This window comes from Calothrix sp. FACHB-168 (assembly GCF_963889195.1).
GTDB classification, from domain to species: domain Bacteria; phylum Cyanobacteriota; class Cyanobacteriia; order Cyanobacteriales; family Nostocaceae; genus Aulosira; species Aulosira anomala_A.
On record NZ_CAWPNJ010000001.1, the window covers coordinates 549449 to 567617 of the forward strand.

18 protein-coding genes and 1 tRNA gene are annotated in these 18169 nt (G+C 42.3%); 8 read left to right on the forward strand and 11 right to left on the reverse strand.

The genetic code is table 11. From position 1 onward, the window contains the following. Positions 1-148 precede the first annotated feature (148 nt). Positions 149-769, reverse strand: a complete 621-nt coding sequence (locus AACW45_RS02250; RefSeq protein ID WP_190627181.1) for a TMEM165/GDT1 family protein — start codon at positions 767-769, stop codon at positions 149-151. A gap of 428 nt (positions 770-1197) precedes the next feature. Between AACW45_RS02250 and AACW45_RS02255 the strand changes: the two genes are divergently transcribed. The 3 genes from AACW45_RS02255 (at position 1198) to AACW45_RS02265 (ending at position 3532) form a co-directional block, all read left to right on the forward strand. After that, on the forward strand, positions 1198-2370 hold the full coding sequence (locus tag AACW45_RS02255; protein ID WP_190627511.1) for a murein hydrolase activator EnvC family protein: 1173 nt from the start codon (positions 1198-1200) through the stop codon (positions 2368-2370). Between the two features lie 161 nt (positions 2371-2531). Beyond that, positions 2532-2604 (forward strand) — tRNA-Arg (locus AACW45_RS02260). 547 nt (positions 2605-3151) lie between these two features. Further along, positions 3152-3532, forward strand: coding sequence for a hypothetical protein (locus tag AACW45_RS02265; RefSeq protein WP_190627183.1), 381 nt, complete (start codon positions 3152-3154; stop codon positions 3530-3532). A 232-nt stretch (positions 3533-3764) separates the two neighbouring features. Here AACW45_RS02265 and AACW45_RS02270 read toward each other — a convergent pair whose 3' ends face one another. Next, entirely contained in the window at positions 3765-5240 is a 1476-nt protein-coding gene (locus AACW45_RS02270; RefSeq protein ID WP_190627513.1) for a serine/threonine protein kinase, read from the reverse strand. A gap of 387 nt (positions 5241-5627) precedes the next feature. Here AACW45_RS02270 and AACW45_RS02275 point away from each other — a divergent pair, with 387 nt between their 5' ends. Beyond that, the gene (locus tag AACW45_RS02275; protein ID WP_190627185.1) at positions 5628-7244 is read left to right on the forward strand and encodes an adenylate/guanylate cyclase domain-containing protein; all 1617 of its coding nucleotides are present in this window, start codon (positions 5628-5630) and stop codon (positions 7242-7244) included. A 411-nt stretch (positions 7245-7655) separates the two neighbouring features. Next, entirely contained in the window at positions 7656-7916 is a 261-nt protein-coding gene (locus tag AACW45_RS02280) for a hypothetical protein (RefSeq protein WP_190627187.1), read from the forward strand. A gap of 132 nt (positions 7917-8048) precedes the next feature. Here AACW45_RS02280 and AACW45_RS02285 read toward each other — a convergent pair whose 3' ends face one another. The 6 genes from AACW45_RS02285 to AACW45_RS02310 all read right to left on the reverse strand — a co-directional run bounded on the left by AACW45_RS02285 (position 8049) and on the right by AACW45_RS02310 (position 10902). Beyond that, positions 8049-8618 carry a Uma2 family endonuclease gene (locus AACW45_RS02285; RefSeq protein WP_190627189.1) on the reverse strand — a complete coding sequence of 190 codons (570 nt, stop codon included), beginning with the start codon at positions 8616-8618 and terminating at the stop codon, positions 8049-8051. A gap of 240 nt (positions 8619-8858) precedes the next feature. Then, positions 8859-9101: a hypothetical protein gene (locus AACW45_RS02290; RefSeq protein ID WP_190627191.1), complete on the reverse strand. Its 243-nt coding sequence runs from the start codon at positions 9099-9101 to the stop codon at positions 8859-8861. Next, on the reverse strand, positions 9091-9336 hold the full coding sequence (locus tag AACW45_RS02295) for a PIN domain-containing protein (RefSeq protein WP_242045438.1): 246 nt from the start codon (positions 9334-9336) through the stop codon (positions 9091-9093). Before AACW45_RS02295 ends, AACW45_RS02290 begins: the two co-directional genes overlap by 11 nt. Before the next feature lie 6 nt (positions 9337-9342). Continuing rightward, entirely contained in the window at positions 9343-9531 is a 189-nt protein-coding gene (locus tag AACW45_RS02300) for a hypothetical protein (RefSeq protein WP_242045439.1), read from the reverse strand. Between the two features lie 679 nt (positions 9532-10210). After that, on the reverse strand, positions 10211-10657 hold the full coding sequence (locus tag AACW45_RS02305) for a type II toxin-antitoxin system VapC family toxin (RefSeq protein ID WP_190627193.1): 447 nt from the start codon (positions 10655-10657) through the stop codon (positions 10211-10213). Then, positions 10645-10902, reverse strand: a complete 258-nt coding sequence (locus AACW45_RS02310; RefSeq protein ID WP_190627195.1) for a hypothetical protein — start codon at positions 10900-10902, stop codon at positions 10645-10647. The genes AACW45_RS02305 and AACW45_RS02310 overlap by 13 nt, the downstream gene beginning before the upstream one ends. Before the next feature lie 45 nt (positions 10903-10947). Between AACW45_RS02310 and AACW45_RS02315 the strand changes: the two genes are divergently transcribed. Both AACW45_RS02315 and AACW45_RS02320 read left to right on the forward strand, forming a co-directional pair. After that, positions 10948-11181 (forward strand): hypothetical protein, encoded by a 234-nt coding sequence (locus tag AACW45_RS02315; RefSeq protein ID WP_190627197.1) that lies wholly within the window; start codon positions 10948-10950, stop codon positions 11179-11181. Between the two features lie 23 nt (positions 11182-11204). Next, positions 11205-11369, forward strand: coding sequence for a hypothetical protein (locus tag AACW45_RS02320; protein ID WP_190627199.1), 165 nt, complete (start codon positions 11205-11207; stop codon positions 11367-11369). Positions 11370-11401: 32 nt separating this feature from the next. Here the strand turns inward: AACW45_RS02320 and AACW45_RS02325 are convergent, their stop codons facing one another. After that, positions 11402-14188 carry a tetratricopeptide repeat protein gene (locus tag AACW45_RS02325; protein ID WP_190627201.1) on the reverse strand — a complete coding sequence of 929 codons (2787 nt, stop codon included), beginning with the start codon at positions 14186-14188 and terminating at the stop codon, positions 11402-11404. Between the two features lie 170 nt (positions 14189-14358). On the opposite strand from AACW45_RS02325, the gene AACW45_RS02330 reads away from it, so the two are divergent. Then, a complete protein-coding gene (locus tag AACW45_RS02330) occupies positions 14359-14502 on the forward strand; it encodes a hypothetical protein (protein WP_190627203.1) in 144 nt (47 codons plus the stop codon). Between the two features lie 958 nt (positions 14503-15460). Here AACW45_RS02330 and AACW45_RS02335 read toward each other — a convergent pair. Together AACW45_RS02335 and AACW45_RS02340 are read right to left on the reverse strand one after the other, a co-directional pair. Further along, entirely contained in the window at positions 15461-16216 is a 756-nt protein-coding gene (locus tag AACW45_RS02335) for a superoxide dismutase (protein ID WP_096643960.1), read from the reverse strand. Positions 16217-16428: 212 nt separating this feature from the next. Beyond that, the gene (locus AACW45_RS02340) at positions 16429-17850 is read right to left on the reverse strand and encodes an NADP-dependent isocitrate dehydrogenase (RefSeq protein WP_190627205.1); all 1422 of its coding nucleotides are present in this window, start codon (positions 17848-17850) and stop codon (positions 16429-16431) included. Positions 17851-18169 lie beyond the last annotated feature (319 nt).

Consider the following 18169-nt stretch of genomic DNA (forward strand, 5'->3'; position numbering starts at 1 on the left):
CTTGCTCCCCTCTCCCGGTGGGAGAGGGGTTGGGGGTGAGGGGAAAAACCTTGCTACAAAGCGGGTTTCACGTTAAGTTGACACCAATGGGCAATGCCATGCCCTCTAGAATATATGGATGTGCCACAAAATCAAATTGTGATACCGATCAGGCTCCTTCAATTGCGGCAACAATACCAAAAACCAAAAACAAGCATCCACCTATTAAAGTTAGCTGACGCTCGGAGATTCTACCCGCTATCATTTTGCCACCAATGACTGCGATCGCGGCACAAATGGCATGTCCTAAAACTGCACCTACAGTCACACCGATGGGATTATTCCCGGCTGCTAGGGCAATGGTAGCAATTTGCGTGCGATCGCCCCACTCTGCCATAAATGTTAAAACAAAGGCTTCAATTAAAATTGACAGTGGTGTTTTGCGTTTGGGTAAGTCTAAATCTGCTTGCTTTACCGCCGCTTCCGCTTCTTCTACTACTTCTTTGTCGCAACTAGCAGCAGACATTTTACTACCTTGATACAGGAGCTTAAGACCAAAGGCAATAAACAAAGCGATTTCCCCATAGTGAATATACACCTTGGGCAACAAAGATACCGTTTGTCCCAAAATTACCGAAAGAATTGTCATCGCCGCTAAAGCCGCTACCACCCCGGTAAATACCAACCGCCGCGAGTGGTGCATTGCTAAGATGACGGCGATAAAAAATGTTTTATCACCTAATTCGGAAACTGTGATTAATAACAAACCTGCGGTGAAAGCTGCTAGCACTCTCTCAAGCTCCTGAAGAATCGTTTACCGATGTGAAGCTTGATGAAAGCACAAAGACCTCACCAAGCTGCACACTTTTTTGTGTGAACTTAGTGAAGGTCTCGCTTCCAAATATTTTTGCAAATACTTTCTTGATATTAAATATTTGTCACCTGAACCAGGCTCATCGCCAGTATGTTGATTCAGATGGGCTGGTTTTTATTACCAGCAGCTACTCCCCTTCTATTCATTCAAAATTGTATATCTCTATGGAGGATGAGTCAATACACTTAGGCAACAGTCAACGGTCAACGGTCAACGGTCAACAGTCAACAGTCAACAGTCAATGGTCAACAGTCAATGGTCAACAGTCAACTAATTTGTTGTTAGTTCTGCCGAAATTTTGGGAACAATGCTGGTTATGCTTGAAATTCTTGGGCGGAAACGGCATGAAAGCGCCATTTTCTCAATATATTAAGTTTGGCTGGCTGTTGATAATTTGCTGGTTGCTGGTGTGGTTACCTGTGGGTGCGACGCCTACAGCAACTATTGATAATTTACGACAACAACAGCAACAAATTCAGCAACAACGTCAAAATGTGCTTAAAGAAAGCGATCGCCTAAATCATATCCAACAGGGTGCGCAAAATCGCCTCACGGGGATTAACAAAAATCTGCAAATTACTAATAACAATATTCAATACAGCGAATCGCAATTAAAGCTAGCTACCGAAAATCTTCAGCAGTTACAGGCTAATTTGGAAGCGGCGGAACGATTTTATGAACAACGCCAAGTAGCTACCGTTGCAAGGTTGCGGTTTTTGCAGCGCTCTTCAGGCGATCGCGGTTGGGCAATTTTACTGCAAAGTGAAAATATCAGCGATTTTATCAGTCGTCGTTATCAACTCAAGTTAGTTTATCAAGCAGACCAGAAAATTTTAACTCAACTCAATGCACAAGCACAGGAGATTATTGCCCAAAAAACCGCAGTAGAACAGCAAAAAAATCAAATTGCCTTAATTAGAGAGCAATTACTGGCGCAAAAAGCTGATTATCAATTACAAGCGCAATCGCAAGCCGAGTTAATTCAACGCCTCAATAGCGATCGCTTGGCCTTAGCTGCAGCACAAAATCAGCTAGAACAAGATTCTCAAAATATAGAAGCCTTAATTCAACAAAAAATAGCCGAAGCCCAAGCCAAAACCAACAGCAACAGTAAAAGCGTCATTATTCGCGGAACTGGAATGTTAGCCTATCCCAGCGATGCAGCTACTAGCAGCCCCTTTGGTTGGCGGATACATCCAATTTTAGGCTATCGGCGCTTTCACGCCGGACTAGATTTTGCGGCTAGCTATGGTAGTACCATTCGCGCAGCTGATTCGGGAACAGTAATTTTTGCTGGCTGGTATGGCGGATATGGTAAAGCTGTGATTATCGATCACGGTGACGGTATTACAACACTTTACGGTCATACTAGTGAATTATATGTTTCTGAAGGACAAGGAGTACAACGGGGACAAGCGATCGCGGCTGTCGGTTCCACCGGTTTATCTACCGGGCCTCATCTGCATTTTGAAGTCCGCCGCAATGGTACGCCCGTAGATCCGGCGGCTTATTTGTAGGGACAATCGAGACAAACAATTCAAAATTCAAAATTCAAAATTAAGAATTCTATTTGACTTTTGCCCAATGCCCAATGCCCAATGCCCAATGCCCAATGCCCAATGCCCAATGCCCAATGCCCCATGCCCAATAAAAAATGTGCTATAATACAAAAAATCGAGGGCGCGTGGCTCAGTGGATAGAGCAACAGATTCCGGTTCTGTGGGTCGGGGGTTCAAATCCCTCCGCGCTCGTTTTTTATTTTTGATTGTTAATTAATTTGTCAACGCAGACAAGTTAATAATTTCCTTTATGCAGGTTTTAGAGCGTGTTTAATTAAATGCGCCTGATGTTATTGCCTGAAAATGCAATTTACTAGCCAAAAATTTCTAAATTTCCATTAATTTTTCATGAAGTTGCTGCGAATACTGAAGTTTTAACCATATTATTAGCTAAATTACTTTATAAAAATTACCACTTAATTGGGTGCTGTCTCCATACCTTTACGGTTTAGTGATGATTGATGTAATTTTTTGCCAAAAAATCATCGGCCATTAAAAACTGTTGTGTAGAATGTTGTTTGCGTTCCAGTCACGCCATCCCAGTATTAAGTGCGCCTAAACCAGACATAGCGTATTTTATGTAAAAGAGGTACGCACTTCGGCGCATGGCACTGCCATGTTTCTACAATCACCCTAATCGGCTGTTTTTTATCGGTTGCAATGACCAAGGTAAAATAGCGGCTCACGAGCGCTTGTTTGATAAACCGATGGGCATGTATGCAGTTCAAGTTTGATACAAATGGGTTTGCAGGGGGGCTGGGGGCAGGGAGCAGGGGGAGGAGAGAAAAATTGGATTAAATTAAGTTGGATAATTGTTTGTTTGATTGGAATCAACACAACATTGATTGCAATAAATACAACATTGATTGGAATCAACACAACATTGATTGCAATAAATACAACATTGATTGGAATCAACACAACATTGATTGCAATAAATACAACATTGATTGGAATCAACACAACATTGATTGCAATAAATACAACATTGATTGGAATCAACACAACATTGATTGCAATAAATACAACATTGATTGGAATCAACACAACATTGATTGCAATAAATACAACATTGATTGGAATCAACACAACATTGATTGGAATCTTTACGACAACCTAAGCCCTGAAAATGTTGGGTTTCGCTGGCGCTCTACCCAACCTACAATTATTACCAATGACAAATGACTAATGACTAATGACTTTTTTACTTAATATATTCTAGAGGGCATGGCAGTGCCATGCCCCTACAATCTGTGGCATTATTTTTTTAATTGGGATTACATCGGTCTGAAACCCTGACAAATGACCAATGACCAATGACCAATGACCAATGACCAATGACCAATGACAAATTATTTAGCACAAGAATTTCTGGTGCGACTTTTCCAAATCCAACCTACTTCGGGAGCGCTAATTTCTACCCAGCCACCGTCAAGTCTGCCAGTAGTTGTTACCTGAGTCCCGGCTTTAATTACTTTTCCGGTTCTTCTTTGTCCAGATCCAGCACGTAAATTTGAGGAACTAATAACAGTTAAACAACCTGTTTTTTGTTCGGGTTGACTTGGGGTAGTTGCTACAGGCTTGACTTCCTTTTGCGGAGTGCTAGAAGAAGAAGCAAGTTTTTGTGAGTTATTCGCAGACATAATTCCCAAAGCTGCGATCGCAATTGCTGCACCCCCACCAATGAATAATCGCGATTTGCGTTTTGATTGGGGAATAGAACGAATGTAAACTTGAATCTTACTAGGCGATCGCGTAGGAATTGGATTTGTAGTTGTAGTATTTGAGATACTACTTTTTACCTCAGAAGCGCGTAGGGTAGAAGCAGCAGTTAATGGGGGTAATGTCGGATCAGAATTAGTACCATTCTCTGGGGGAACATAACAAGGCTTGGCTAATTCTTGCAGATATTGCATGACTTTAGTAGCTGTCACATAGCCATCTTTTAAATAGTGTCCTACCATTTGAGTCATAACAGATGCTACAACCCCAGGTGTACTAGCATTAGTAATAGAAGTGAGGGATTGCAGTACCTCTGTGGCTGTTTGATAGCGGTATTTAAAATAATGGCGGATCATCTTATTGAGAATAGCTGCCAGTTGATTGCTAACTTGCGCGTGATGTTGCCATAATATTTCCCCAGTTCCCGCATCTTCTCCTAACTGTTTGGGATTTAAGCCAGTAATTGCTTGGATACAAGTTATCCCCAGCGCGTAAATATCGCTACAAGGTCTTGGTCTACCTTGTCCTTGTTCGCTTGGCATATAACCGGGAGTTCCTACAGCCAAAGTATCATTTTTTAGCTGTTCTGTAGTCATCAGCGAGTAGCTTTTAATTTGTTTAACCGCGCCAAAATCAACCAAGACTATTTTATTGTCGCTAGCACGGCGAATTAAATTATCCGGCTTGAGATCGCGATGAATTACCCCATGACTGTGAATAAATTCCAGAATTGGTAAAACTTCTTGCAACAGTTGAATTACTTGTTCTTCACTCCACCGAGTTCCGGGAGCCATTTCCCAGGATAATGGATGTCCTTCCACTAACTCTTGGACTAAATAAAATTCTTCATTTTCCTCAAAGTAAGCTAAAAGCCTGGGGATTTGGTCATTGTGCCCCAAGTTTTCTAGAGTTTCGGCTTCTCTATTAAATAAACGTCTCGCTAAAGGCAAAAATTCAGGATCGCTAGTAATCGGCTTGAGGTGTTTCACCACACAAGCAGGATTCCCAGGACGGCGAGTATCCTGAGCTATATAAGTATGACCAAATCCGCCTTTGCCTAATAGCTCGACTACTTGGTAACGTTGGTCTAGTAATCTGCCGATCATTTTATAGCTGGACTGAGGTTCACTGTTCACTAGAATACACTTTTTCCTGAAAGAAAAAGTTTGTTAGGTTTTTCATAAGAAGGCTGATGTATATCTAAATATAATTGTTCCGTAATAATTACTACCTCCTAGTTGTCGAAATGCGATTGATAATGTCATAAAGATAAAGCCAAAGACTTATCCAGGATTTACGCACCGAACACAAAAACCCTCACAAGGGTGGTCAAAAGTCAATGGTCAAAATTCAAGTTTTTGGACTATGGACTATTGACCATTGACAAAAAGCATGAAAAATATCTGACACTGCGTAAGTCCTATTATCCTTTGAGTAGTTCCCAGCTTAAACATGGTTGAACCTCCAGATTCCAGGACAGATAATTCACACTCATGACTGAACTTAAACTACGTCTACAAGATGGAGATACTGAAAGCGTTGTTTCAGTAGATCGAGATGTATTTACTATCGGTAGGTTACCGGAATGTAACTTATACTTACCTTTTGGTGGTGTTTCTCGTAACCATGCCAAAATTGTCAAGACAGCCGATGGGGTGTGGAATATTGAGGATATGGGAAGTAAAAATGGCACGCAGGTTAATGAACGCATACTGACAAAACCCCAACCGTTACATCACGGTGACAATATTTGGTTAGGTAATGTGAGTTTAAGGGTGTTTATTATCGATCCTGCTAAACAGCTAACAATTCAGCAGGATGATATCGATAATAGCGAACAAAAAACGATTTTACGCAATGTTCAACAACTGCAACAGCAATGGATAGCTGCTGATAGTAAAGATGGTGAAATTAATAATAAAGATACAACTATTGCAAGATTAAAAGATTTAGTCAATATCGCTAAAAATCTTTGTGCCGCTACATCCATAGAAGCAATTTTTTCGCAAGTGCAAGAAGTAGTATTTCGCTATTTAGATAGTATTGACCGCTTGGCATTATTAATTGATGTGAGTAGTAATGGTAATTTAGAATTAATGAATGCAGCTACGAGAAATGCTGCCCAACAACAATATTTAGCGCCTGATGGTAGTTGGATTAGTCGGAGTATTTGTCAAAAGGTATTTGACGAACAAGTTGTGATTCAATCGGCTGATACTCATAAAGATGAACGCTTTTCTTCCGAACACAGCGTTTTAGTTAAGGGAATTCGCAGCGTCATGGCTGTACCATTATGGGATGAAAATAAAGTTGTAGGTGTACTCTATGCAGATGCACATTTATCTTCTTATCATTGGGCAAATGAAGGTGAAGAAGAACTCAGCTTTTTTTCGGCTTTAGCTAATCTTGTCGCTTCGAGCGTGCAACGCTGGTTATTATTAGATAGATTGAAACAAGAAGAGGTAATTCGTCACCGACTCGAACGCTATCACTCTCCGGCTGTAGTGCAGCAGTTAATATCTGTAGGTAGGTTACCAGATGGACGTTTACCACCGGAAGAAAGTGAAATTAGCATTTTATTTGCAGATTTAGTGGGTTTTACGGCTATTTCTGAAAGGGTAACACCAACTGCGATCGCGCAATTACTCAATAATTTATTTGAAGAAATGTTGCAAGAAGTGTTTGCCTATGGTGGCACTTTAGATAAATATATCGGTGATTGTATTATGGCGTTTTTTGGCGCACCAGAACCACAAGCAGACCACGCCCAACGCGCCACAGCTGCTGCTAAAGGGATGCTAACTCGCCTAGAACGCTTGAATATGAATGGTTTTTGGCAAGAACCTTTACAACTACGCATTGCAATTAATAGCGGTAAAGCTGTTGTTGGCGATGTGGGAAGCTCCCAACGGGTTGAATATACAGCCTTAGGCGGTACGATTAACTTAGCTGCAAGGATGGAAGCAGTTTGTCCTCCTGGTGAATGTGTAATTAGTGAAGTGACTTACAATATGCTTTCACAACCCTCAGATTTTCAAGAAATGGGAAGCTATAGTTTTAAGGGTATTAATCGGTTGATTAAAGTTTATCAAACTACTATGCATCATTAAGCTAATCTGCTTTTAAGTTGCACAATCGATTGTGAGGGCTGTTGACGGTTGACGGTTGATGGTTGACTGTTGACTGTTGACTGCCCTTATTAGTTAAGGATAATTGTAGGTTGGGTTAAACGAAGTGAAACCCAACAAACCCTCCAAATGTTGGGTTACCCTGCGGGAAGCCGCTCCGCGTCTACGTTCCTCAACCCAACCTACGCACTACAATTAAACTAGAGCGATCGCACTCTGAATACCATGATTTAACCTCAAAATAAAAGCGATGTCTTCGACGGGCTACGCCTACGCACTATGAACGCCATCATTCCACCTCATACCAATTGGAAAAAAGAATGCGACAGATTGTAGGGGCACTGGCACTGCCATGCCCTCTAGAATATTTTGATGTGTCGCAGATTATTGAAATTGGTATCACAACAAAAGCGATGTCTTCGACGGGCTACGCCTACGCACTCTGAACACCATTATTTCACCTCAGAACAAAAGCGCTCGCACTGTGAACACCATGATTCCACCTCAGAACAAAAGCGATCGCACTGTGAACGCCATCATTCCACCTTAGAACAAAAGCGATGTCTTCGACGGGCTACGCCTACGCACTCTCAACACCATGATTTCAACTCAAAACAAAAGCGATCGCACTATGAACACCATTATCGTAAATAAAAGGGTTTAAGACCCCTACGTCTATACGTGGTATCATTTTCAGTCGGGGTTTAAAGCCCCGACTGAAAATGTCTTTAATTTTGAATTTTGAATTTTGAATTTTGAATTGTTAATAATAGTTTTCATCACATTTCATCCTTGCAATACTTCAGCAGCAGTTAACTGAAGATTAGTAAAAATTGAAGAAACAATCGCACTTTCTCCCTGATAAACTCGCTCATCATAAAATCCCTCAACCCATTCCAAAACTGTCACCTTTTGAGCGATAGGATCAACAATCCAATACTCTGCAATACCTCGCGCTGCATACTCAGAACGCTTGTAACGATAATCCCGATTTTCCTGATTCGGACTCACTACCTCAACCACCAACAACGGCGGCGGCATATCCATCAAAATTAGCGATCGCTTTTCCCCTTGCATTACCATCGCCAACTCTTCGGAAAACACCACCAAATCAGGAACACGCACCCCTACCCTCCGACTATTTACAGCAATTTCTGTTTTCATACTCAAGCGGTAATAGGGAATACCTAATTTAGAAAAATAGATTAATAAAAACGTCGCTATTCGCCGATTTAGCTCACTTTCAAAAGGCATAACAATTAATTGCCCATTCTCCAATTCATATAAAGTATCTGTACCATCATCAAATTGAAGAAATTCTTCAAAAGTCATTTTTTTAGTACTTGCAACTGTCATGACTATTTCTTCCATCAACCGCTTGTATTAACTATTTTAACAATGTCCCTAATTTCTCTATTCCTGCTGAATTTCCACCTCAAAACAAAAGCGATCGCACTGTGAACACCATGATTCCCCCTCAGAACAAAAGCGATCGCACTGTGAACACCATGATTCCTCCTCAAAACAAAAGCGATCGCACTATGAACACCATGATTCCCCCTCAAAACAAAAGCGATCGCACTCTGAACATCATCATTACCTCTCAGAGTTTTCTTCTGGGGATTGTTTACTATCTTTGTCTTGATATTCTTTGATTTTGGTGTATAAGCTGGCAACAGTTTCTTGAGCAAACAGTTGTTCTTTAATTTGCAAATAGTCGCCTTCACTTAGTTTACACGCTGCCCAAAATTTCATTACCTTGGATGGTTCTAAATGGGTGAGTAAAATCTGTATTACTTCTTGTAAATTTTCTTGTTCGTTGGTTACTTTAATTTTCATTTTCGACCTCAAAAATAAAATTATTGGGGTTGATGACTGTGAGTGATAAATTCTGACATCGGTTGATTAATCTCCTGTCACAAGTGATAAAATAATCACTTTGAGAAGCTTCTGCACAGGCTACATGAAGTGCATCAATAGATTTAATTCCTTGTTGTTCTAGTTGTTCTGCTCTGTTTTTAATACTTTCATCTACTAATACTCTCAAGGTTGCTATTTGTAAGTATCGCTCCATTGATTGCTAATTGATAACAAAAGGGTTACGACTATTTTCATAGTCTAGAACTGAAGAACTAACTAATTCTATTAATCTTGCTTCTACCATTTGTAAAATTAAGATGATAGCTTGTGTTTCTAAAAAGATTTTTGGCTGTGTTTGGTCGTCAAATGGACGATTATAAACACTGGTGTCTAGATAAACCCTGGTCATATAGCTGTTTATAACATTGTCTCTCAACAAAAGCGATCGCAATGACTCTTATCTCTCAATCCTCACAAGCGATCGCTCATCATTCTACAATTTACAGCAGTTTTCACCTATTTGAACCACATCTGTCGTAGGGGCACGGCACGAGTAAAATTATTGTATGTACCAAAAGATTATCGGTGCCGTGCCCCTACAGCGTGGTCTATTTACCTGAAAATAGCTGTAAGTCGAGCGATCGCACTCTCAACACCATGATTTCACCTCAGAATAAAAGCGATGTCTTCGACGGGCTACGCCTACGCACTCTCAACACCATGATCATAGGTGTCAACTTAACGCACAACCAGTTTACCGCAAGGAACTGAAGTTCCTTGCTAATAGCTAAAGTCATCTCAAGATGACTAAAATATGCGGCAAAATCTTCAGTCTACTTCAGTAGACTTGGACTATTAGCCTTGGAATTCATTCCAAGGCGGATGACGCTTGTACAGAGGCTATTTTTACCTTAAGTTGACACCAATGCACCATCATTCCCTCACAAAACAAAAGCGATCGCACTCTCAACACCATGATTTCACCTCAGAATAAAAGCGATCGCACTCTCAACACCATGATTTCACCTCACAACAAAAGCGATCGCACTTTGAACACCATGATTTCACCTTAGAACAAAAGCGATCGCTCATGATGTCAGCACCTCATCTAGAATCACAACGGGTAAGTTTGTTGCTGCCCTCAGTTGGCGATCGTTGGTGAGAAACTGAGTACAGCCAGATATTGTAGCAGTCGCAATATGAATGGCATCAGGTGTTCTCAACGAAGGCGTACTTGCCCGTAGTCTTGCTGCTTCACGCAAGATAGTCTGACTAATGGGAATCAACTGCATTTGAGGCGATCGCAGTAATCTATCATAAGCATCAACCAGAAATGTATCCGAGTTTCTCAGTGGCACAACTAAGGTTTCCATCAGAGTTAGTTCACTGCTAAAGACTTCAAGGGTTCTCGCCTGAAGACTATGCCATAAGGGATTTAGCAACACCCCATCAGTTGGAGTCTGTTCGACGGCGTAAATAACTGTTACGGTATCGAGGTATATACGAGCAGCATTTGGCAGAATTAATTGTCCCATGCATCTCGCTCTGCTTGGAGGTCTCGATGGATTTCTTCTAAACTTCTGCCAACAGGACGCTGTTTGTGGATTTCTTCAAGCAGGTGGATAATCGATTGTCCTTCTGGTGTCGTTTTTTGCTCTGGTATCAGGACAATTACCTCAATAGTTTGTCCTACAGAGGTTGAGAGTGTATCGTCAGGCAAAGTGATTTCAATTTTGTTGCCTGGTAACACTTTAGTTTCTATGCGTAATGCTGATTGCATCAAGCTTTCTCCTGATTTGGTTTCTTTTTAGCTATTGTTTGTTCTATGGACTCTGTATCGTTCATCCATTGTGGCTCAAAAAGCGATGGCGATCGCAATCATCTCTCAACTATCAAAGGCGATCGCACTCTGAATACCATCATTCCCTCACAAAACAAAAGCGATCGCACTATGAACACCATAATTATCCCTGAGAACAAAAGCGATCGCACTGTGAACACCATAATTATCCCTGAGAACAAAAGCGATCGCCTTCCGAACACCATCATTTCACCTTAGAACATCAAACTTCGAGTAAAAAGGTGGAGCGATCGCCCTCAAAAGGTCATCATTCGCCTTCAGAACACCATCATTCCACCTCAGAACAGGAACGTTCTCGTTTGGAACCTGAACATTCGTGTTTGGAACACGAAACTTTGAGTTCGGAACATGAAACTTCGAGTTCGGAACTCGGAACTTGGAGATAAAAGCTTGAATGATGAGGTTCGGAACTTGAATTTTACTGTTGTGATTTTATAGAATCGCGTAAATCTGCTAAATTTTTACGCACAATTACAGTATTGGGATGATTCACTCCTAATTGTCGCTCGGAAATATCTAAAGCTTGGATGTACAAAGGTTCGGCTTCGCTGTATCTACCTTGGGAACGGTAGAGTGCAGCTAGGTTGTTGAGGCTAGTAGCCACAGATGGATGTTCCTCACCCAAGCTTCGTCGTGTTAAATCCAAAGCTTGGATGAACAAAGGTTCGGCTTGGCTGTATTTTCCTTGGGAACGGTAGAGTGCTGCGAGGTTGTTGAGGCTAAATGCAACATCTGGATGTTCCTCACCCAAGCTTCGTCGCCTTAAAGCCAAAGTTTGGATGAACAAAGGTTCGGCTTGGCTGTATTTTCCTTGGGAACGGTAGAGTGCTGCGAGGTTGTTGAGGCTAAATGCAACATCTGGATGTTCCTCACCCAAGCTTCGTCGCATTAAATCCAAAGCTTGGATGAACAAAGGTTCGGCTTGGCTGTATTTTCCTTGGGAATCGTAGAGTAGAGCTAGGTTATTAAGGCTAGTTGCAACAGATGGATGTTCTTCACCGAGCAAGTGTCGTGTTAAATCCAAAGCTTGGATGAACAAAGGTTCGGCTTGGCTGTATTTTCCTTGGGAATCGTAGAGTAGAGCTAGGTTATTAAGGCTAGTTGCAACAGATGGATGTTCCTCACCGAGCAAGCGTCGCATTAAATCCAAAGCTTGGATGAACAAAGGTTCGGCTTGGCTGTATTTTCCTTGGGAAAAGTAGAGTCCTGCTAGGTGGTTGAGGCTAGTTGCAACAGATGGATGTTCCTCACCCAAGCTTCGTCGCATTAAATCCAAAGCTTGGATGAACAAAGGTTCGGCTTGGCTGTATTTTCCTTGGGAAAAGTAGAGTTCTGCTAGATTGCTGAGGCTAGTTGCAACAGATGGATGTTCTTCACCGAGCAAGTGTCGCATTAAATCTAAAGCTTGGATGAACAAAGGTTCGGCTTGGCTGTATTTTCCTTGGTAACGGTAGAGTGCGGCTAGGTTGTTGAGGCTAGTTGCAACATCTGGATGTTCCTCACCCAAGCGTTCTCTCGTAGCTTCTAAACACTGCTTATACCAAGGTTCTGCTTTATCATACAATCCTTGACCATCATAAAAAAAAGCGTTGCCAGTGAATACCCAAAATAAATCTTCATCGCTGACATACTGAATGAGATTGTCTGCTACTGCTACCAAGTGAGGTATGGCGGGGGCGACATTCTTAATTTGCTGAATTGTGGGTACTTGAGGAATATCTTTAGCAACTGCTACCATTACCCTGCAAAAACTTCGCTTAAATTCCTCTGCTTGTTCTAAACCTGTAAGCTTATCTTGGAAAAACTCCCGCAGTAGGGGATGTAGTTGATAAATTCCCTCACCTTTGGGCTGGAGTAAATGCAACTGTAACAAATCTCGTCTGGCTTTTTTCCAATCTTGAGCCGCATTATTTATTGTTATATCCTCCACCAACTCCCAAGGAATCGGCGCTAAGGCGAATAAACTCAGAAGACAGCCTAAACGTTGAGCATTTTCTCGCAACCGTCGCCAACTTAACTCAAAAGCAGCAGCGACACCCAATTTAACAGCCATTTCTTGGGGAACTTCTTCTAAAGCCTGATGCTGCAAACGCTCATTTTCCAAGTCTTGCAGCATTTGAGCTAGGGTTAATTCCTCATCACCTAACAAATAACGCCCGACTAATTCTAAACCCAAGGGTAAATATCCCAGCCATTTACAAAGTTTTCTTGCAACTAAAGCCTCACGCCGCAGTCGTTCTCTACCAACTATAGATTTTAATAACTGCATCGCCGCTAGTGGTGTCAGCACATCTAAATCTAATCGCACTATGGGCGGTTGTAATTTTTCCCGCGTGGTAATTAACTGCTTAAACCGCGAAGGAACAGACTCTAAATAACACCTAACTTCGTCTCGATAGTTAGTGACGTTATCAATTACCAGTAAAACCTCACCCTGATGCCATTTTTCTAGACAGTGTTGCACTCTCCCAACTAAATCTAAATCATCTGGGATGTTCAATTGCAGCTTATTAACAGCAAACTGCACCAATTGCACCCCCACATCCTGTAATGCAGACAACCAGCAAATTCCGCCTTGATAAGTTTCGCGGTGCAAATTTGCATATTGCAGTGCTAGTTCTGTTTTCCCGACTCCACCCATTCCTGCAATAGCCGCAATTATACTTCGACTACGCTCAGTAACCACCTGTTGATTCTTCTGCAACAGCCGATGGAGGTTTTGCAATTCCGTTTCTCGTCCGACAAACTTTGTTACCCCACTCCAGGGAATATTCTGGTAACGGGTAGGCGAAAGTTGAGCTTTTCTACCTTTCTCACGCTGTACACCGGGTAATTCTTCTCGTTTACTTTGCCATTCTGTATCAAATTTCTGCAAATTCCCGTGTTTGTCGCTTTTATCATGCCAAAGCTTCAGCCGAAAGTGCCAATCCTCTGAGCCTCGCTTATGTTCGCGCAAATCTTCGAGAATCCCTAAAAAACCTTTCAGCGTATTTAACGCTTCCCTGACTTGTTCTTTACTTAAACCGCTAAGTTCCCCTAAGACTCTTAGCTGTGTTCTGACTATTACTTGCTGCGGTGTTTCCCAGTTGTCGTCAATTTTGAAATGTTCACTGTTTTCTAACTCGTAATTAGCATAAGCCAAAAACCTTTCTAACAGTATTTTTACCCGCGCTTTGACATCATCACCATAGCTAACACGCGCCATCGCTGATTTTTACCCAAATTTGCGACAAAGTTTAGGGATTCCCTAAACTCAATCTAGCATCCCCAAACTCAAATCTTGGCAGATTCACGGATCGCAGCTAATATACAGCCGTTTTTGCTTCCCAGTATTACCCCAAATTTACCTTGGCTTCAAAGCTTGAGGTAAAACAAATGACAGCTAAAAAGTTAATCGCGGTTTTATTTTTTCTGATTCCCCTAATTGCTGATTTATTGTTCCCCGGTTCAGGAATTGCGATTGAATTAGCCATTTTAATTTGGGAATTGCTGGAACCAGATGAAACCCAAGAGGAATAAGGGAACTCCAGAAAATAAATTATCCCAAATTGTAGGGGCGGGGTAACCCCCATTGGTGTCAACTTAAGTCACAGATGGCTGATTGCAAGGCTTACCGGCTCGCCTTGGAATGAATTCCAAGGGCCAAAGGCAAAGTTTACTTTAGTAAACTGGGGATAAATGATAATTTTTAGTTAGCTTTAGCTTACTTTTGCTATGAGACTCAGAATTCATTCTGAGGCGGGCTATGGGTTTCACGTTAAGTTGACACGTATGGGTAACCCCGCCCCTACGAGGATACTGCTGGCAAATGGTGGGTCTGACCCATCAATTGATATAAACTGTTCTCTCGCTTACCCGACACACCGCCCACAGGCTATAAGCCACTGGCTCATGCTACAAAGCCTGCCTCCGCAGGCTAGAGAAATAGAGCCTGCGGAGGCAGGCTTTGTCCGGTTAGCCGCACCCTTCTAGGGTGACGGCGGGATTTCGGGATAAGCGAGGGGTCTTACCCCTAATTCACCAGATGTATCCTACGAGTTGCGGGCTTGGTAAGTTAATGATTGGGATGTTTTTTTGGAAGTCCCTAAGACGCTGGTTATTTGGGAAATTGTGCGATAGGGGCTAAAGGCTATTCATAGGTGTCAACTTAACGAGAAACCCGCTTGGTGACAAGGTTATGCCCTCACCCCCAGCCCCTCTCCCTGAGGGAGAGGGGAGCAAGAGATTTAATTCCCCTTCTCCTGGGGGAGAAGGGGTGAGGGGATGAGGGCGAGGGTTTTTGTACAACACGCGCCGTATATAGCTTTTAGCTTAAATTGACACCAATGAAAGGCTATTCGCCCCTACAGGTAAGCTAATAGGCGTCTAAATTGCATAACTACTAATCAAGACAGTCAACAGTCAACCGTCAACAGTCAACAGTCAACAGCCCTGAAAATAGATTGTGCAACTTAAAAACACAATAGCTGATTGTGATTTAAGCAGACTTACTCGCAGCCGCAAATCGCTGATTAATCTCATCCCAATTCAAGACATTCCACCAAGCTTCTAAGTAATCAGCGCGGCGATTTTGATAGTTGAGATAATATGCGTGTTCCCAAACATCATTACCCAAAATCGGATATAGTCCTTGACTTAAAGGGGTATCTTGGTTAGCTGTAGTCGTCACTTCTAGCTTGCCAGCTTTATTACGCACCAGCCAAACCCAACCACTACCAAATTGAGCTGCACCTGCAGCATTAAATTGTTTTTTGAAATCAGCAAAACTACCGAAATTTTCTTTAATTGCAGATGCGATCGCACCTGTGGGTTCCCCACCACCTTGGGGTTTCATAATTTGCCAAAACATTGAATGATTAACATGTCCGCCGCCATTATTGCGGACTGTTTTGCGGATATCTTCTGGTACTCGATCCAGTTGACGTAACAAATCTTCTACGGTTCTACCTTTCAGTTTTGGATATTTTTCTAAAGCAGCATTAAGATTTTTCACATAAGCAGCATGATGCTTATCGTGATGAAACTGCATTGTTCTCGCATCAATATGTGGTTCTAATGCGTCATAGGCATAGGGTAGCGGTGGTAATTGAATAGCACCAGTGGTATCTGGTTTTGGTTCGGGGCTAGTTTGGCTACCGCTAGGAGATTGTTCGGCAGAAGCACAAGCTTGTAAAGCTAAAGTCCCCGTACCTGTGGCAAGTAAAAACAAAAAATGGCGTCGATTAATAGTCATAAAAAATTTGCAGCCAAATCAATGGAAATATCTCGATAGCTTTTATTTTCGATGATTAAGGCTGCAAAAAGATAGGAATTTGGGTATGGGGCATTGGGCATGGGGCATTGGGCATTGGAAACAATTTTAGATTTTAGATTTGCGATTTTGGATTCCAATCTAAAATCTAAAATCCAAAATCTAAAATTCCTTGTCCTCCTAGCCCCTAACGCCTAGCCAAAATGCTTAATGATGGCGTCGGCGAATTCAGAACATTTTAAGGGTTCTACTGCTGGTTCTAGTAAGCGTGCTAAGTCGTAGGTGACTTGACGATTTGCGATCGCATCTCCTAAACCTTTCTTAACTAAGTCTGCGGCTTCTTGCCAACCCATATATTCCAGCATCATGACGCCAGATAAAATCACAGAACCGGGATTAATCCGATCTAAACCGGCGTGTTTGGGTGCTGTACCGTGGGTAGCTTCAAAAACTGCGCAAGCATCGCCAATATTCGCCCCTGGCCCCATTCCTAAGCCGCCGACAATCGCCGCAGCCGCATCGGAGAGGTAATCGCCGTTTAAGTTCATTGTCGCCAGAATTGAATATTCATCAGGTCTGGTTTGGATTTGTTGAAAAATACTATCAGCAATCCGGTCATTGACCATGATTTTATCTTTCCACTTGCCGTTGCCGTGGCTATCCCAAATTGCGTTAAGAACTGTTTCCACTTCCTTGACAATTTGCGCTTTTTTCTCTTGGGTTAGAGCATCAAATCCCGGATCTATTTGCCGCGCGTTGTCTTCTAAGGAAATATTCGGGTTTTTCTCCTTGTTGCTCAAAATCCAAGATTCCCGTTCAGTAACGCATTCAGCGCGGAATTCGCTGGTGGCGAGTTCATAACCCCAATCGCGGAAAGCGCCTTCGGTGTACTTCATGATGTTGCCTTTATGCACCAAAGTCACTTGCTGCTTGTCTTTGGGCAATGTTAAGGCATGTTTGATGGCACGACGTACCAAGCGCTGAGAACCCTTTTTACTGATGGGTTTAATGCCAATACCAGCATCTAGGGGAATTTGCTTTTTCCCGTGTTCTGGGGTCGCGGGAATCAAATCCTCATTGAGAATTTTAATTAAGCGATCGCCAATTTCGCTGCCTTGTCGCCACTCAATCCCCAAATAAATATCTTCTGTATTTTCCCGATACACAATTACATCAAGCTTTTCGGGGTTTTTGTGGGGGGAAGGCGTACCTGCATAATAGCGGCAAGGACGCACGCAAGCATACAAGTCAAAAATTTGTCTGAGCGCCACATTTAAAGAACGAATGCCACCGCCCACAGGAGTGGTTAACGGGCCTTTAATAGCAACACCATATTCTTCTATTGCGGTTAATGTATCCTGAGGTAAATACTGATAAGTACCGTATAAATCGCAAGCTTCATCACCAGCATAAACCTTAAACCAACTAATTTGCCGCTTACCGTTATATGCTTTTGCTACCGCCGCATCAAGTACCTTTTGGGCAGCTGGCCAAATATCTATGCCCGTTCCATCGCCCCGAATAAAGGGGATAATAGGGTTATCGGGTACAACCGGCTCACCATTCTTGAAGGTAATTTTTGCACCAGTTGTAGGGGGTTTAATCTTGTCGTACATAACTTACACACTCCTGATTGATTGGCTGTTGGGATTAGGGCTTCGGCTTCGCTCAGCCCAAGGGGTATGGGGCATTGGGCATTGGGCATTGGGGCAATAGGTATCTCCTGGGCTTCCTCTGCCCCCTCTGCCTCCTCTGCTCTCCTGCTTCTTCTGCCCCTACCTATTGAAGCGCAGATTATCCCCTGATAGGACTTCAAGTATGGGATGAAGTGAAACGATCGCAATTTTGTACGATCAAAAATAGTAAACTACATTTCGCTATCAGTGTTTCACTTTTGGTAAAACCTTATAGCGATCGCTTTTTCACGCACCCGCT

Excerpts from the sequence above, each read along its gene's own strand:
- AACW45_RS02255 (WP_190627511.1), top strand. The coding sequence starts at position 1,198 with ATGAAAGCGCCATTTTCTCAATATATTAAGTTTGGCTGGCTGTTGATA.
- AACW45_RS02265 (WP_190627183.1), top strand. The coding sequence starts at position 3,152 with ATGGGTTTGCAGGGGGGCTGGGGGCAGGGAGCAGGGGGAGGAGAGAAA.
- AACW45_RS02270 (WP_190627513.1), bottom strand. The coding sequence starts at position 5,240 with ATGATCGGCAGATTACTAGACCAACGTTACCAAGTAGTCGAGCTATTA.
- AACW45_RS02275 (WP_190627185.1), top strand. The coding sequence starts at position 5,628 with ATGACTGAACTTAAACTACGTCTACAAGATGGAGATACTGAAAGCGTT.
- AACW45_RS02285 (WP_190627189.1), bottom strand. The coding sequence starts at position 8,618 with ATGACAGTTGCAAGTACTAAAAAAATGACTTTTGAAGAATTTCTTCAA.
- AACW45_RS02290 (WP_190627191.1), bottom strand. The coding sequence starts at position 9,101 with ATGAAAATTAAAGTAACCAACGAACAAGAAAATTTACAAGAAGTAATA.
- AACW45_RS02295 (WP_242045438.1), bottom strand. The coding sequence starts at position 9,336 with ATGGAGCGATACTTACAAATAGCAACCTTGAGAGTATTAGTAGATGAA.
- AACW45_RS02300 (WP_242045439.1), bottom strand. The coding sequence starts at position 9,531 with ATGACCAGGGTTTATCTAGACACCAGTGTTTATAATCGTCCATTTGAC.
- AACW45_RS02305 (WP_190627193.1), bottom strand. The coding sequence starts at position 10,657 with ATGGGACAATTAATTCTGCCAAATGCTGCTCGTATATACCTCGATACC.
- AACW45_RS02310 (WP_190627195.1), bottom strand. The coding sequence starts at position 10,902 with ATGCAATCAGCATTACGCATAGAAACTAAAGTGTTACCAGGCAACAAA.
- AACW45_RS02315 (WP_190627197.1), top strand. The coding sequence starts at position 10,948 with ATGGACTCTGTATCGTTCATCCATTGTGGCTCAAAAAGCGATGGCGAT.
- AACW45_RS02325 (WP_190627201.1), bottom strand. The coding sequence starts at position 14,188 with ATGGCGCGTGTTAGCTATGGTGATGATGTCAAAGCGCGGGTAAAAATA.
- AACW45_RS02330 (WP_190627203.1), top strand. The coding sequence starts at position 14,359 with ATGACAGCTAAAAAGTTAATCGCGGTTTTATTTTTTCTGATTCCCCTA.
- AACW45_RS02335 (WP_096643960.1), bottom strand. The coding sequence starts at position 16,216 with ATGACTATTAATCGACGCCATTTTTTGTTTTTACTTGCCACAGGTACG.
- AACW45_RS02340 (WP_190627205.1), bottom strand. The coding sequence starts at position 17,850 with ATGTACGACAAGATTAAACCCCCTACAACTGGTGCAAAAATTACCTTC.